Source organism: Haloechinothrix alba (assembly GCF_900188115.1).
GTDB lineage: Bacteria > Actinomycetota > Actinomycetes > Mycobacteriales > Pseudonocardiaceae > Haloechinothrix > Haloechinothrix alba.
In genome coordinates this window covers 1-14,988 of sequence record NZ_FZNW01000022.1, presented here as the reverse complement: position 1 = coordinate 14,988, position 14,988 = coordinate 1, and the positions used below count along the sequence as shown (strand labels likewise).

Genomic DNA, 14,988 nt, shown 5'->3' with positions numbered 1-14,988 from the left:
ATCCCAGTCGCCTAGCGACCCTGAGCTGTTTGGGGAAGTGCTCCCCGCGCACGCGGGGATGATCCTGTCCAGGGCGATGGTCTCTTCCCACGGTTCCGGTGCTCCCCGCGCACGCGGGGATGATCCCCTTGCGTGGTGGTCACGCCGGGAGGCGTCGCCGTGCTCCCCGCGCACGCGGGGATGATCCCCGCATGCCCCCGAGTGGGATCACTGTGTGCCCGTGCTCCCCGCGCACGCGGGGATGATCCCTCCTGGTCGACGGCGCGCAAGTCCATTCACCAGTGCTCCCCGCGCACGCGGGGATGATCCCCCGCGGGCGTGCTGAGGCACCTGCGCTGGCAGGTGCTCCCCGCGCACGCGGGGATGATCCTATCGACCACATCGCGCTCTACACAGCACAGAAGTGCTCCCCGCGCACGCGGGGATGATCCGGCCAGGTCAGGCCACTACTCGGGCGACCCACCGTGCTCCCCGCGCACGCGGGGATGATCCCCCAGATGGGGTCGTTGCGGAGGACTTCTCCGGGTGCTCCCCGCGCACGCGGGGATGATCCTCCTGGTCGAACTGAGACGCCGGCGTATCCACAGTGCTCCCCGCGCACGCGGGGATGATCCTGTCCCGTCCGGAGACCACAGGAACACGACCTCGTGCTCCCCGCGCACGCGGGGATGATCCCCCGGAAACCGACCAGCCAGGCGGCACCGAGCCGTGCTCCCCGCGCACGCGGGGATGATCCCGAGCTGCGCATGCGTGGCCCGACCCGGCCGACGTGCTCCCCGCGCACGCGGGGATGATCCGCTGGAGGTGACACCGTTGAGGAAGGTGACGTGGTGCTCCCCGCGCACGCGGGGATGATCCCGCGATCACGCCCACATGCCAGCGTTGCTCCTGGTCCTTGCCGACTTCATAGCGTGGGGAGCCGAAGGTGACCTTGGTTCCATAGAAGGAGCCTGATGTCACCTTCGGCTCCCCACGCACCCGCTCCGCACGGACTGCCGCGCCCGCCGCTACACCGCGTAGGGCCAGCCGATGAGGGAGTACGCGCTGTACCAGGAACCGAGGGCGACGATTCCGGCCGTGCCGGTGACGAGGGTGGCGGTGTGCCGCTTGGCGAGCCCGATGGCGACCGGCATCAGCAGGACGAACGCGGCAGGGAGGAGGAACCGTGGTTTGCTGAACTCGATACCGGAGACCGCGATGACCAGCAGCACGGTTCCGATGCCGTAGAGAACCAGGGGCCAGGCCATGCGGTTCAGCGCGGTCAGCACGGCGAGCACGACCGCACCGAGGACGATAAGCACGCCGCCGAGATCCATCGCCGGCGGGTCCCCGGTCATCGTGTTCGTGACCCACGCGAGCGTGCTCACCCCGTAGTCGACGTGCGAGCCCCAACCCTCCTGCACCTCGAACCAGGTGGCGAAGCTGCTGGTCTTGCCTGCCGTGTACATCCAGTAGGCGAGCAGGCCGAGCGGCGCGATCAGCACGCCGGTGATCGCGTGCCCGATCCTGTGGCGTCGCCATATCGACACCAGTGCGGCGAGCACGATCACCCCGATCAGCACCGTCGCCGTGGAGCGGGTCAGCCCCGCGCCCAGGCAACACAGCCCGGCAGGGATCCATTCGCGCTGCAGTGCGAACACCAGCGCCCACACCGCGAGCGCGCTGAACAGTGCCTCCGTGTAGGCCATCGACAGGGTCACGGCCATGGGCGCTCCCGCCCACAGCGCGACCAGTACCAGGCCGGTGCGGTCGTCGTGCCCGCTCAGCCGCGTCAGTCGCAGCACGCCGCAGACCGCGACCGCCCCCAGGACGACGTTCAGCCCGAGAGCGGCGGGTACGACACCGATCCCGGGCATCGCGCTGACCGCCGCGATGAGCATCGGATAGAGCGGGAAGAACGCGTACGCGGTGTACCCCTCGGCGAATTCCCCGCGCGCGTCGACGAACCCGTCGGCATCGGTGATGTTGTCGTACCCGCGTTCGGCCAGCGCGAGGTACCAACCGCCGTCCCATGAGGTGAGCGCGTTGAGCACTCCGGTGTCGTTCGTCGCGGCCAGCGCGGTGAGCAGTGCGAGCCCGGCCACGCGTACGAGGAGGTAGACGGCGACGGCGTGGGTGTACGCGCTGGTGAGTACGGCGCGCGAGCGGTCGCGGGTCGTGGAGTTCATACGCTCGCGGCTGGCTCCGGTTCGTGCCTCTTGGCGGTCGAGGACAACCTACCTTGAGCGTAGCCGGGGCCCGCCGCGCGCCTGATCCGGTGGCCCGGCGCGGTCACCGGAGCGGAGCTGTCGCGTGCGGCTGCCTACCGCTCGGACCCGTCGGTGACGTTCTGTTGCGACTTCTTCGGCCGCTCGCGGGTGTCCTGGGTCAGCAGGTGCGGCACGCAGAGCAGCGCGGATACCGCTGCGACAGCGAGGCCGGAGCTGACAAGGGCGATGCCGGCCAGCTGTCCCGGGCCGAACGTGCCGTACGGGCCGGGCTCGCTGATGTACACGACAAGCAGTCCGACGACCATCCCCACGATCGCTGCGATACCGAGTGCGGCCTGAAACGGGTTCATTCTGCCGGCGCCCCCTGCGTCCGGATATGTGGCCATAACCGACACCTCTCCTCCACTCTGTCCGTCGAGGTGATCTTGTTCTCGTTACGGTCTTCCCTACGTCGTGACCATCTTGTGACCCGCAGCGCCGGAGCGTGCTCGCCCGGACACGGCGGGTGCGGCCCGTCCGCGAGGTCGAGGCGATGTGCCTGCGCGACCCGGCAGGTCCGCGTAGCGGGTATGCCCGCGCTTACCTGGAACGACGCCGCGTCACCTGTCAGCTCGTCCTTATGGATACCGAGGAGCACCGACAGTGGCGGGTTCGCCGGAGTGGCACACGTCCATACTCGCTCGCAGCCTCCAGGTCGGGACGTACCGTTCTCAGTCGTGTTACTTCTCACCAGGGGTAGCACTAGGTATGTCGCATTTGGGCCACGTAGCGTTACTGAGGGTATCTAACACGATCGGGTTAGCACGAGTCGGCCCTGCGTGGTTCACGACTCGCCGGAGGCCGCCCTGGCCAGCGCGGCCTCGTCCTCGGAGCCGAACTGGTCCTCCAGGTACTCGGGGGAGTAGTCGACGTCGATCTCGGACACCGGCCTGCCGCGGGCCGAGGAGATCGCGCCGAGACGCCTGCCCGCCCGGTCGGTGGCGTAGTTGACCAGTTCTTCCGGGTCGATGTGCACGGCGTCGGGGTTCATCTGGTCCAGCGCCCACTGGATCTGTGTCAGCGCGTGCGGCGTCAGCTCGGCCATGGTGTCCTCGACGAGCTTCCAGTTGCTGTCGTCGGCTGCGACCAGGCGGCGGCACGTGAATGTCCCCCACGCCATGTGGCGGCGCTCGTCGTCACCGATGCGTTTGATCAACTGCCGCATGCCCGGCAGTACACCCAGCTTGGTGCAGACCGTGTTCCAGGAGAAGTAGCCCGTCAGCGCCAACGTCCCCTCGATCAGATGGTTGTAGACCACCGAGGCGCGAACCTGGTTGCGGGGGCTGGGGTCGTCCCGCAACGTGCGCAGCGACTCGGGAAGTACCTCGTAGAACAGCGTCCGGTAGCCGGGGTTGTCGGCGACGTAGGAATGCAGGTCCTCGGTCAGCCCGACGGCGTCCATCCACAGCCGGAACACCTGCAGGTGCTTGGCCTCCTCGAAGCAGAACTGGGACAGGTACATCTCGTCGGCCAGCCGTCCCTCGGCTGCCATCGCGGACATGAACGGCTGGATGTCCTCGGTGACGGCCTCCTCCCCGGCGACGAACTGCGCGCACAGCATCGCGGCCGCGAACCGCTGCTCCTCGGACAGGCTCTGCCAGTCCGCGGCGTCGGCGCTGAAGTCCAGTTCCATCGGGTCCCAGAACTTCTTGTTGCCCTTGACGAACAAGCGGAGCGGGAACGAGTCCCAGTTCAGCCCTCCCTGGCGTAGCGAACCGAAGCCGGTGCGATGCATCGCGTCCGTCATGTCGAGGCCTCCTTGCCCGCGGCACCACCGGGAAGCGGCAGTGGGTTTGACATATTTTCGATATTTGTCAAAATATTGGATTGTTCAACTAGCGGCGTCAATAGCTGTGAACGTGAACGGGTCGCCGTTCGCCTCTCCCGGGGCGCTGAATCGTGCCGGAGGGCCTGCGTCACGGGGCGCGGTGGCTTAGTGTCGAGTTCATGAGTGGGCAGCTGCCCGAGATCACCGAAGTCCCGGACGTCGTCGGCTTCGACGCCCGCGAGGCCTGCGCGATCGTGCGCGCGGCCGGGCTGGTGCCCTACGGGCCGGACTACACCGCTGAGCCGGACAGCGGGATCGTCATGGCGCAGGCCCCGATCGCCAACGCGGGCGCGGAGTGCGGCGCGGCGGTGTTCCTCTGGGCGGCCCGTGGCGGGTATGCCAACGATCCGGGGCCACCCGAGAAGGACCCGGGCAAGACGCTCGAACCCGCGTAACCCGGCCCTGTCGCGCGGGCTCACTCCGCGGGCAGGCGGGAGCGGACGATCTTGCCCGCGGCGTTGCGCGGCAGCTCGTCGACGAACACGAAGGCACGCGGCACCTTGAAACGTGCGAGGTTTCCCTTGACGTGCTCGGAAAGCTCCTCGGGCTCGGGGCGTGGCTCGCGCGCGACGACGTAGGCCACCAGCCGCTGCCCGAACTCCTCGTCGTCCACTCCGACCACCGTGGCGTCGGTTATCGCGGGATGCCGGGTCAGAACGTCCTCCACCTCCTGGGGGTAGACGTTCTCCCCGCCGGAGACGATCATGTCGTCCGCGCGACCCTCTACATGCAACCTGCCTTCGGTGTCGAAGTGCCCGACGTCGCCGGTGCTCATCAACCCACCGGCGGTGTCCTTGCTCCCTCCTCCGGTGTAGCCGGTGAACACCAGCGGGCCTCCCACGTAGATGGTGCCCGAGCTCCCACGTGGCAGCGGGTTCCGCGCCTGGTCCAGCACGCGCACCGGCGTACCGGCACACGGCCTGCCGACGGTTCCCGGGGCGGCGCGCAGGTCATCCGGCGTCGCGATGCTCGCGATCCCGACCTCGCTGGATCCGTAGCCGTTGAACAGCACGTCACCGAACTCGTCGAGTACCCGCTGCGCCAGCGCGGGCGGCAGGGGTGCCGCGCCGGACAGCACCGTGCGCAGGTTGCTCCGGTCGTAACGCGCCAGTACCTCGGGCCCGAGCGCGAGAACGCGCCGGAGCATGACCGGCACGGCCGCGACGCACGCGACGCGGTGCGTGTCGATGTCGGCGAGCACGGTCTCCGGGTCGAACCGGCGCCGGAGCACGACAGGGGAGCGTAGGAACGTCGCCAGTGCCCAGATCGCCAACCCGAAGCCGTGGAACAGCGGGGGTGCGACCAGTACAGGGTCTCCCGCCTTCAGCCCGGTGTGGCGCAGCAACGTCGCCACGGGACCGAGCGTGGCCAGCGGGCCGGGGCGTCGTGGCGCGCCTTTCGGGGGGCCGGTCGTCCCGGACGTCAGCAGCGTGATGCTGCCGCCGCGGATCCGCGATCCGGGTTCGTGGCGTGAGTGGTTCGCGACGAGTTCATCCACAGTAGTCCGATCTTCCGGCGATCCGCCGCGCCGGGCGGCATCCGGGTGATCCGCGATCCTGTCGTGCCAGGCCACCAGCACCGGCACGTCCTGCCCGGCGAGCTGGGGGAGGAACTCCTCGTCGGCCACTGCGAGCGTGGGCCGCATGCGCTCGATGACCTGCGCCAGCTGCGGCCCGGAGAACTCGGTGTTGAGGTAGACCAGATCCGCCCCGAGCCTGCCCGCCGCGACGCTGGCGAGCACGAACCCTCGGTGGTTGCGACACATCACGGCGATGCTGGTGACCCGGTCCGCCCCGTGCCGCGCGGCGATGCCCCCTGCCAACCGGGCGCCCGCGTCGTCGAGCTCGGCGTACGTCAGCGTCCCGAGGTCGTCCACGAGAGCCGTGGAGTGCGGCCGGTGGATCGCGGCGACCGCGACCAGCGTCGCGGGCGATGCCCCCGCCTCCCACCAGGCACGGGCCAACCGGGGCAGGTGCCATGGCCGGGCATCGGTGGCCAGGCCGGAGCCTGCGAGGGCGACCGCGGCCTGCCCGATCGCGGACGCGCTCTCCCGTACCGCGTTCATCGCCGCACCTCCTCAGCTCGCTTCGTGGGCCGGCCGGTGGAGGCGGCGGGCCGGTTCCGGCCGGCAGCGAACAACCGGCCGGCGACGACCTCCCACGGCCACCGTGCCGCGGTGAACCCGAGCTCGGCGACATCGGCCCACCACGGGCTGACCCTGCGCGGCCGGTCCACGACGGCCCGGCACACCAGCTCCGCGGCCTCGTCGGGCGCCAGGCCCGGCACGTTGTCGAAGACGGCCGTCGGCGCGCTCATCCTGGTCCTGATCAGGGCCATGTACACCGAGGTGGCGGTGATCCCGTCGCAGGCTGCCTCGGTCGCGGCGCTCCGGAAGAAGACGTCGAACGCGGACTTGGACGCCTGGTAGGCCGACCAGCGCGGACCCGGCGGGATGATGGCCCCGATGGTAGAGATGTTGACCAGGTGCCCCCGCCCGCGGGCGCGCATCCCGGGAAGCAGCGCCAGCATGAGCCGGACCGGGCCCAGGTAGTTCACGCCGATCGTGCGCTCGTAGTCGTGAAAACGGTCGTAGGAATCCTCGATCGACCGGCGGATCGACTTGCCGGCATTGTTGACAAGCACGTCCACCGCACCGTGCCGTTCCTCGATCCGGCTCGCCAGGTCCTTCACCGCCTCGGGGTCGGACAGGTCGCACGGGTAGCTGTGCGCGGTACCGCCGGCAGCGGTGACCGACTCCGCGGTCCCGGCGAGTGCCTCCGCCGTGCGCGCGACGAGCAGCACCGTCGCGCCGGCCGCGCCGAGGCGCCGTGCGGTCGCCGCGCCGAGCCCGTAGGAGGCGCCGGTGACCAGTACGGTCCTGCCGGACACCGCCGCGCGCAACCTGCTGTCCGGGACGGGTGAGTACGGGTTGACCAGCCGCGTCGCCGCACGCGAGCGTGCGAGCCGAACCATGACCGGGTGGTCGAGCACGTTCTCGAGAGTGCCCATCGACTCCTCCTTCGGCTTCGCCGCGTGCGGGTCGGCGCGCCGAGCAGGCGCGCTGTGCCCGACCCGCCGCGTCGCAACCGACCACCATTGGGATATCAGTGATATCTGGATAATGTCAATGTTAATATCGCCGGCATGCCCCGCCTGACCCGCGCCGAGAGTCAGAACCGCAATCGGCAGGTGCTGCTGGACGCGGCACGCGAACGGTTCCTGGCGGAGGGTTACCTCGCCACCTCCATCGCGAAGGTCGCCGACGAGGCCGGCTTCTCCACCGGGGTGGTCTACTCGAACTTCGGCAGCAAGGCCGAGCTCGCGTTGCACGTGCTGCGCGACATCCAGCGCGAGCAGGTGGCTGAGCTGGACGGCATCTTCCGTGGCCAGTCGGACGTCGAGGGCAAGCTCGACGCGTTCCGGCAGTGGGCGGAGCGGGCGATGGCGTCGGGCTGGCCGCGGCTGGAGCTCGAGTTCGCCCTGGACGCCCGCACGGAGGACGCCCTCGTGGCCGCGGAGGCCGAGCGCCAGCGCTCCGCTGTGGATCACATCGCCGCGGCGATCGAGGACCAGCTTCCGGAGGGGGCGCCGGGTGGGCTCGTTCCGGTGCGCGCGCTCGCGGACTCGGCGGTCAACGTCGCCATCGGCCTGGCGGTCCGCCGGTTGATCGATCCGAACGTCTCGGTCGAGTACCTCCTCCAGCTGCTGCGCTCGCTGCTGACCTTGATCTCCCGGTGAGCGCGGGCGTCCCCGCCTCCCGGCGAGGTCGCGGCGGCTGGCGCCGGACCCGAGTCGCCCGCATCGCGTATTTCGGGTGTTACCGCACGATTAGGCCAGATGGTCCCTTGTTAAGTGCGTGTGAAGTCTATTGGGTGAGTCAGGCGATGCGTATGCACCGGAGAACCCGGGAGGTCAACGATGAGAGCCAGATGGATGACCGCGGGAGCAGGGATCCTCCTCGTCGCGGTGTTGGGTGCTGCCCCCTCGGCCGCGCACGACGGGGGGTTTCACGAGGTACAGCCGCCACCGATGGAGATGCAGCAGAAGGAGTTCGAGGCTGTCGCAGCCGCCGACGCGGAGGAGGACAGCAACGCCCCGCGCGGGTTCGCACCCTGCATCCGAGGCATGGCCGCGGACACCTACCCCTGTGACGGCGTGGACATGCTCAGCCATCTGACGCTGGACGATCTCGGGCTCAGCTTTGCCAACGACATGTGGGGCTGGACGGACCCGGCGACGAAGAAGGACTACGCCCTCGTCGGTGGCACCGAAGGCACGGCCTTCGTCGACATCAGCGACCCCAAGCGGCCCCGGCACGTCGGCACCCTGCCCGCGCACGTGCTGGACGAGAACCGGCCGTTCTGGCGGGACATCAAGGTGCACGACGATCACGCCTTCATCGTCTCCGAGCAGATCCCGCACGGCATGCAGGTCTTCGACCTCACCCGCCTGCGCGATACCACGGGTGAGCCGGCGACGTTCGACGAGGACGCGCATTACGACGGGATCGACCGCGCGCACAACGTCGCGGTCAACGAGGACACCGGGTTCGCCTACGTGGTCGGCTCGGACACCTGCGAGGGTGGGTTGCACATGGTCGACATCACGGCCCCGGCCAGTCCGAGCTTCGCCGGGTGCTTCGCCGGGCACGGCTACATCCACGACACCCAGTGCGTGATCTACGAAGGCCCGGACGCGAAGTACCGGGGCAACGAGATCTGCTTCAACTCCAACGCGCACCGCGTCGGCGACGGCATCGAGAACCGTCTGTCCATCGTGGATGTCACTGAAAAGGATGCCCCTGTCGCCCTGGCCCGCGAGGACTACGCCGAGGACGGCTACAGCCACCAGGGGTCGCTGACAGCCGACCAGCGGTACTTCCTGCACGGCGACGAGCTGGACGAGGTCGACCACGGGGTGAACACCCGTACCCGGATCTGGGACGTCAGGGACCTGACAGCGCCCGACGTGAACGGGACGTTCGACAACGAGACGACCTCGATCGACCACAACATCTACACCGAGGGCTCGGTCGCGTACGCGTCCAACTACACCTCCGGTCTGCGCGTGTACGACACGAGCGAGGTCGCCTCGGGTGAGCTGTCCGAGGTCGCGTTCTTCGACGTCTACCCGGAGAACGACAACGCCACCTTCGAGGGCGGTACGTGGAGCAACTACTCCCACTTCCGCCAGAAGGGGATCGTCGCGGTGAGCACAATGGACAGGGGATTGTTCGTCCTGCAGCCGCGCGTGAGCAGGAGCGCGAACTGACCCGCTGATCAGATCGGCGGTGGGGCGGTTCGGGCACGTGAGCCCGGGCCGCCCCGCCCGCCTCCGCATCCTCCTTCGTTTCCGTCCTTCCCCGCACGTTCGAGCTGCTAGGATCCCCAGCCATGACACGCGCCCGACGCCGCGAGTTCCTCGGGCTGATGGCCGCGACGGCGGCCCTCGCCGGAGTCCCCACCGCTGCCTCCGCGCGGGCATCACACCAGGCCCCACGCGCCGCGCGGGCCGCGGCCGAGCTGACCACCCTGGCACGCACCCTCGGCCCTGGCAGGGTGCTCCGCGAGGGGCGGATCGGTAGCTATCGCGAGGTCGCCGCCGGGGACGGCGAGCCGCACGTGGTGCGCGACGACCTCGCCGAGCCGCAACCGGGCAGGCACGGCAGGCGGGACAGCCTGCTGTCGTTCGTGCACCTGACCGACCAGCACGTGATCGACGCCCAGTCGACCACGAGGGTGGAGTTCCTCGACCGCTACGCGGACGGGGAGTGCGGGAGCGTGGCTGTCTTCTCCTCGGCCCACCGCCCGCAGGAGGTCGCGTGCGCGCGGATCGCCGACGCGATGCTGCGCAGGATCCGGGCGATCGAAGCCTCCCCGGTGACGGGCGCACCGCTGCAGGCGGCGATCTGCACCGGCGACAACACCGACAACCAGCAGGGCAACGAGCTGCAGACATTCCTCGACCTGATGGACGGCAGCGAACTGACCGGGCGCAAGGTCTCCCCGCAGTCCGGGGCGGGTGATGCCTACGAAGGCGTGCAACGCTCCGGGGATCGCGCCTACTGGCACCCGGACCCGGACGTGACCGCGGATCCCGACCAGTACAAGGCGCTGTTCGGCTACCCGGACGCGCCGGGCTGGCTGGAGGAAGCCCTCCTACCCTTCGACGCGACAGGCGCGGGCACCCCCTGGTTCAGCTGCTATGGCAACCACGACGGGCTCGCGCAGGGCAACTCCCCGGTGCTGCCGCCGTATCGCGTGCTGGCCGAGGGTGAGCTGAAAGTGGTCGGGACCCCGCTGCACGCGACCTGCCACAGCTTCACCGACCCGGCGGCCGCGCTCGGGCAGCTCACCGTACCGGGAGCGCCCGCGCTGACGGTCGCCGCCGACTCCGGGCGGCAGTACGCGAGCAGGCGGGACTGGATGCGGGCGCACCTGGACTCGCCCGGCGAGCCACGCGGGCACGGGTTCACCTCGGAGAACATCGAGCGCAACGTCTCCTACTACGTGCGCGACGTCGGCCAGGTGCGGTGGGTCGTGCTCGACACGGTCAACCCGGGTGGCTTTGCCTCCGGGTCGGTCGGCAGGCGGCAGCTGGACTGGCTGGAGGCGCGCCTGGCCGAGGCCGACGAGGAGCGGATCCCGGTCCTGCTGTTCAGCCACCACGGGCCGCGCTCGCTGGACAACCCGGTGCAGACGCCGGACCCGTTCGCAGGGGTCGACGGGAACGACCTCCCGCGGCACAACGCCGACGACGTGCTCGCCGTGGTCTCTGCGCACCGCAGTGTCATCGGGTGGGTCAACGGCCACACGCACGACAACATCATCACGCCGCGCGAAGGCCCGTTCTGGGACATCGGCACCGCCGCGCACATCGACTGGCCCTCGCAGGCCCGCCTGGTCGAGGTGGTCGACAACGCCGACGGCACCTTGTCGGTGTTCACGACGATAGTGGATCACGCCGACGACGAGGTGGTTTCGTTCGCGCGTGAGCTCACCGCCAACGACCCGCAGAAGGGCTTCGGTGTCGGTACCGGTACCGAGCGCGACCGCAACACCGAGCTGTTGGTCCCGCACCCCTTCCGGGGGTGACGGGCACGCCTCCTGCGCGGCGGGTGGTGCCGCTCCGGCGAACGAACGCGCGGGTGATGTGGTTAGGCGGCGTGTACGTGGGTAGCCCCGTGATGGGCAGGCAACCCGCCTGCCGTGAAGGACAACGGACAAGGAGGCACCCGGATGACTGCTGCCGCCCCAGAGGGAGCGAGAACTGCGGACAAGAACTACAACCTGCTGGCTGTCGTGCAGGCGTCGCTGCACTACGCCTGGCAGATGGAGACCTACGCCAACGACGCCGAGCGCGACGGTGACGCCGAGCTCGCCAAGTGGTTCCGCAAGATCCAGCACAACAACGAGAAGGCTGCCGAACAGGGCAAGCAGCTCATGGCCAGCCGCCTGTTGAACGAATCGAGCTGATCCGGGGGTTCTCGGCGTGCGTGGAGTGCATCCGACACACATCGTCGTCGTCGGTGGCGGCCATGCGGGCATGACCACGGCGCGGGCGCTGCGCAAGCAGCTGTCCGTGGACAGGGCGACGATCACGATCATCGAGCCGCGGTCCTACATGACCTACCAGCCGTTCCTGGCGGAGGCGGCCGCGGGCTCGGTCGAGCCCCGCCACGTCGTCGTTCCCCTGCGCGAGATCCTGCCGAACTGTGACGTGCTCGCAGGCGAGGTCACCGGGGTGAGCTCGGCCGCGAACACCGTCACGGTTCGGGTGGCTGACGGGAACGTGCGGCAGGTCGGCTACGACCTGCTCGTGCTCGCCCCGGGATCGGTGTCCAAGACCCTGCCGATCCCGGGGCTGGCCGAGCACGCCATCGGGTTCAAGAACCTCGGCGAGGCGATCTACCTGCGCAACCACGTGCTCTCCCGGCTCGACGCGGCGGCGAGCACCCTCGACGAGGATCTCCGCAGGCGCCTGCTGACCTTCCTGTTCGTGGGCGGCGGCTACGCGGGCGTGGAGGCGATGGCCGAGCTGGAGGACATGACCCGGGCTGCCGCGAGCTACTACGACACCGTGGCTGCGGAGGACATGCGCTGGATCCTCGTGGAGGCCGCCGACCGGATCATGCCGGAGGTCAGTGCGAACCTCGGGCAGTACACCCTGAACGTGCTGCGCGAACGCGGCTTCGAGGCCTACCTGAACACCACGCTGTCGTCTGTTCACGACGGGCACGTCGAGCTGTCCGACGGGACGGAGTTCGACACCGACACGGTGGTGTGGACGGCGGGCGTCACGCCGCATCCCGTGCTGCGCAACACCGACCTCCCGCTGGACGATCGGGGCCGGGTGCGGTGCACGCCTACGCTGCAGGTCGAGGGGCTGCGGTCGGTGTTCGCCGCGGGCGACGCCGCGCGGGTTCCGGACCTGACGAGCAAGGACAGCGACGCCGTCTGCGGGCCGTCCGCGCAGCACGCGACCCGGCAGGCCAAGCGCATCGCCACGAACGTGCTGGCGCTGCTGCACGGCGGCAAGCCGCGCAAGTACCGGCACGCCTACGCGGGTTCGGTGGCCAGTCTCGGCCTCTACCAGGGAGTCGCCGAGATCTACCGGGTCCGGCTCAGGGGCAAGCCCGCCTGGCTCGCGCACCGCGCGTACCACCTGGCGGCCATGCCGACGTGGCACCGCAAGGCACGGATCGCGGCCGACTGGTTGCTGTCCTTGCCGTTCCGCAGGCAGGTCGTCGCGCTCGGCGAGCTGCATCACCCGCGCCGCGAGTTCGCCATGGCGACAGAGGCGCAGGGTACCCGGACGGCCGAGGACGACGAGCCGGTCCGGAACAGGCGGGATTAGGAGGTTTGCGGCTGTTCGTCGTGGGTAGCCTCGTATCAACATTCCACCGGCAACGGATGTGGGTGGTGACGATGGCGGAAGGTTCCAGGCATCAATGGCACACCGGCCGGCAGATCGTCATGGCGTGCATGTGCCTCGTCTACCTGGCCCTGCTCATCGGCGGGTTGTTCGCCTCAGACGGGAGGCTGGGTGGGTGGAACCCCGATGCGTCGTTCTGGATCTTCACCGCCAGCGCGGGGCTGAACTTCCTCTACGTCGGGGTCATCGTGTTCGGCGTGGCGTCGCTGGTGCGTCCCGTCGGCGCACAGCTGTTCGGGTGGGTGCTGTTCATCCTGTTCACCGGCCTGACCGCCTACGGGGCGGCCTCGGTGATCACCGGGAACGAGGGCGACATGCTCAACATCGGAACGGCCAACGTGGTGGTGTACGCGCTCACCGCCGTGTTCGGGTTCCTGGAAGGCGTAGGCGGGAGGCGGGGCCTACGTCGTGTACGAGCCTCCTACACTCCCATGGAGGATCTGTGAGTGCCGTGCACCGGCGCTCCTGCCCGCGATGTGACCACGACACGAGACGGAACTTGGTGAGTCGTGACAGTGAGTGAACAGCGTCAGCACGTGGAGATCGACTCGCGGGACGACATCGAGCTCAGGCTCGGAGCGGACGTCGTGCACCTGCCGATCGTGCGCTCGGTAGCGGCGAACATCGCGATGCGCGCCGACTTCGACCTGGACGCGATCTCCGACCTCGAGCTCGCCGTCGACGAGGCGTGCGCGACGCTGATCGCGCTGGCCGCGGCCGAGTCGATCCTCGGGTGCCGCTTCACCATCGGCTCCGACGAGATCGCCGTGACGGCATCGGTACGCAGTGATCACACCGAGGCCGCGAACACGTCCTCGTTCGGCTGGCAGGTGCTGAACACGCTGACCGACTCCGCCGTGACGTGGAGCGAGCCCGACGGTGTAGGGAGCGGCCAGCACCTCGTGAGTATCGGGCTGTCCAAGCGGAGGCCGGTGGTGGCGGGGTGACCGAGTCCGCCGCCACCCCGCACCGGCAGCATTCGCACGAGTACGAGCACCTGCTGCCGCTGCTCGACGAGCTGGCGGAGCTGGACGCCGGCGACCCGCGCCGCGCCGACCTCCGCGAGCAGCTGGTCACCGGATTCCTCCCGGTCGCGGAGAACATCGCGCGGCGCTTCTCCGGACGGGGCGCGGCGAAGGACGACCTCGTCCAGGTCGCCACGCTGGGGCTGATCAACGCGATCGACCGGTTCGACCCCGGCAGGGGCACGGACTTCCTGTCCTACGCCGTTCCGACGGTGATGGGGGAGGTGCGCAGGCACTTCCGCGACTCGAGCTGGACGATGCGCGTGCCGCGCAGGCTGAAGGAGCTGCACCAGGAGGTCAGCGCGGCGAGCGGCACGCTCTCCCAGCGGCTCGGCAGGGCGCCGACCCCTGCCGAGATCGCCGAGTACCTCGGGGTCAGCCGCGACGACGTCTACCAGGGACTCCAGGTGGGGCACGCTTACCACCCAGCCTCGCTGGAGGAGAGCGTTACCGGCGACGACGAGGGGATGCGGCTGGCCGAGACCGTGGGTGAGGAGGACGCAGGCATCGAGGGGGTCGAGAACCACGAGTCGCTGCAGCCGCTGCTGAGCGTGCTCCCGCAGCGGGAGCGCCGGATCCTCGCGCTGCGCTTCTTCGAGAACCTCACCCAGACGCAGATCGCGGAGCGTGTCGGCCTGTCGCAGATGCACGTCTCCCGGCTGCTGAGCCGCTCGCTCGCCCGGCTCCGCGAGGGCATCACCGAAGACGAGGGGTGAGCCGAAGGTCCTCTTCGGTGCATATTCGGTGCCCGAGGAGTCCTTCGGCTCACCCCGAGCGACCGTTCGTTGTATGAGGGCAGGACGTTGGTGACACGGGCGGGGAGTCGTGAAGCCGGTGGCTGTCCTCCGGCTGCGCTATGGGGCCGGTGGACTCTTCTATGTCTGTCAAGCCGGGGCGGGCTGGGCGTGGAGGGCTTCGAGCTTTCGGTAGATCTGGCGTGCGAGGTAGCGCT

14 protein-coding genes and 1 CRISPR repeat array (1 of these 15 only partly in view) are annotated in these 14,988 nt (G+C 69.3%); of the genes, 9 read left to right on the top strand and 5 right to left on the bottom strand.

From position 1 onward, the window contains the following. Window positions 1-858: a CRISPR direct-repeat array (repeat unit 28 nt; unit sequence GTGCTCCCCGCGCACGCGGGGATGATCC) (it extends 3,319 nt beyond the left edge of the window). Window positions 859-1,007: 149 nt separating this feature from the next. From CHB84_RS18915 to CHB84_RS18905, 3 genes are all read right to left on the bottom strand, one after another. After that, window positions 1,008-2,168: a hypothetical protein gene (locus CHB84_RS18915; RefSeq protein ID WP_089303002.1), complete on the bottom strand. Its 1,161-nt coding sequence runs from the start codon at window positions 2,166-2,168 to the stop codon at window positions 1,008-1,010. Window positions 2,169-2,302: 134 nt separating this feature from the next. Beyond that, window positions 2,303-2,596: a hypothetical protein gene (locus CHB84_RS18910; protein ID WP_089303001.1), complete on the bottom strand. Its 294-nt coding sequence runs from the start codon at window positions 2,594-2,596 to the stop codon at window positions 2,303-2,305. 437 nt (window positions 2,597-3,033) lie between these two features. Continuing rightward, window positions 3,034-3,996 carry a R2-like ligand-binding oxidase gene (locus CHB84_RS18905; RefSeq protein ID WP_089303000.1) on the bottom strand — a complete coding sequence of 321 codons (963 nt, stop codon included), beginning with the start codon at window positions 3,994-3,996 and terminating at the stop codon, window positions 3,034-3,036. A 200-nt stretch (window positions 3,997-4,196) separates the two neighbouring features. Between CHB84_RS18905 and CHB84_RS18900 the strand changes: the two genes are divergently transcribed. Next, complete coding sequence (locus tag CHB84_RS18900) at window positions 4,197-4,472, top strand: PASTA domain-containing protein (RefSeq protein ID WP_089302999.1); 276 nt, start codon at window positions 4,197-4,199, stop codon at window positions 4,470-4,472. Between the two features lie 20 nt (window positions 4,473-4,492). Here the strand turns inward: CHB84_RS18900 and CHB84_RS18895 are convergent, their stop codons facing one another. Next, window positions 4,493-6,142, bottom strand: a complete 1,650-nt coding sequence (locus CHB84_RS18895; protein ID WP_089302998.1) for an AMP-binding protein — start codon at window positions 6,140-6,142, stop codon at window positions 4,493-4,495. Continuing rightward, window positions 6,139-7,086, bottom strand: a complete 948-nt coding sequence (locus CHB84_RS18890; RefSeq protein ID WP_245818841.1) for an SDR family NAD(P)-dependent oxidoreductase — start codon at window positions 7,084-7,086, stop codon at window positions 6,139-6,141. Before CHB84_RS18890 ends, CHB84_RS18895 begins: the two co-directional genes overlap by 4 nt. Window positions 7,087-7,221: 135 nt before the next feature. Here CHB84_RS18890 and CHB84_RS18885 point away from each other — a divergent pair, with 135 nt between their 5' ends. From CHB84_RS18885 to CHB84_RS18850, 8 genes are all read left to right on the top strand, one after another. Further along, entirely contained in the window at window positions 7,222-7,815 is a 594-nt protein-coding gene (locus tag CHB84_RS18885; protein WP_089302997.1) for a TetR/AcrR family transcriptional regulator, read from the top strand. Between the two features lie 195 nt (window positions 7,816-8,010). Next, complete coding sequence (locus CHB84_RS18880) at window positions 8,011-9,348, top strand: choice-of-anchor B family protein (protein WP_245818840.1); 1,338 nt, start codon at window positions 8,011-8,013, stop codon at window positions 9,346-9,348. Between the two features lie 122 nt (window positions 9,349-9,470). Next, window positions 9,471-11,171: a TIGR03767 family metallophosphoesterase gene (locus CHB84_RS18875; RefSeq protein WP_089302995.1), complete on the top strand. Its 1,701-nt coding sequence runs from the start codon at window positions 9,471-9,473 to the stop codon at window positions 11,169-11,171. A 144-nt stretch (window positions 11,172-11,315) separates the two neighbouring features. Continuing rightward, window positions 11,316-11,552 carry a hypothetical protein gene (locus CHB84_RS18870; RefSeq protein ID WP_089302994.1) on the top strand — a complete coding sequence of 79 codons (237 nt, stop codon included), beginning with the start codon at window positions 11,316-11,318 and terminating at the stop codon, window positions 11,550-11,552. Window positions 11,553-11,577: 25 nt separating this feature from the next. After that, window positions 11,578-12,933, top strand: a complete 1,356-nt coding sequence (locus CHB84_RS18865) for an NAD(P)/FAD-dependent oxidoreductase (protein WP_089302993.1) — start codon at window positions 11,578-11,580, stop codon at window positions 12,931-12,933. 71 nt (window positions 12,934-13,004) lie between these two features. Then, complete coding sequence (locus CHB84_RS18860) at window positions 13,005-13,457, top strand: DUF4383 domain-containing protein (RefSeq protein WP_176440038.1); 453 nt, start codon at window positions 13,005-13,007, stop codon at window positions 13,455-13,457. 63 nt (window positions 13,458-13,520) lie between these two features. Further along, window positions 13,521-13,958: an ATP-binding protein gene (locus CHB84_RS18855; protein ID WP_245818839.1), complete on the top strand. Its 438-nt coding sequence runs from the start codon at window positions 13,521-13,523 to the stop codon at window positions 13,956-13,958. After that, the gene (locus CHB84_RS18850) at window positions 13,955-14,752 is read left to right on the top strand and encodes a SigB/SigF/SigG family RNA polymerase sigma factor (protein WP_089302990.1); all 798 of its coding nucleotides are present in this window, start codon (window positions 13,955-13,957) and stop codon (window positions 14,750-14,752) included. Before CHB84_RS18855 ends, CHB84_RS18850 begins: the two co-directional genes overlap by 4 nt. The last annotated feature ends 236 nt before the right edge of the window (window positions 14,753-14,988 follow it).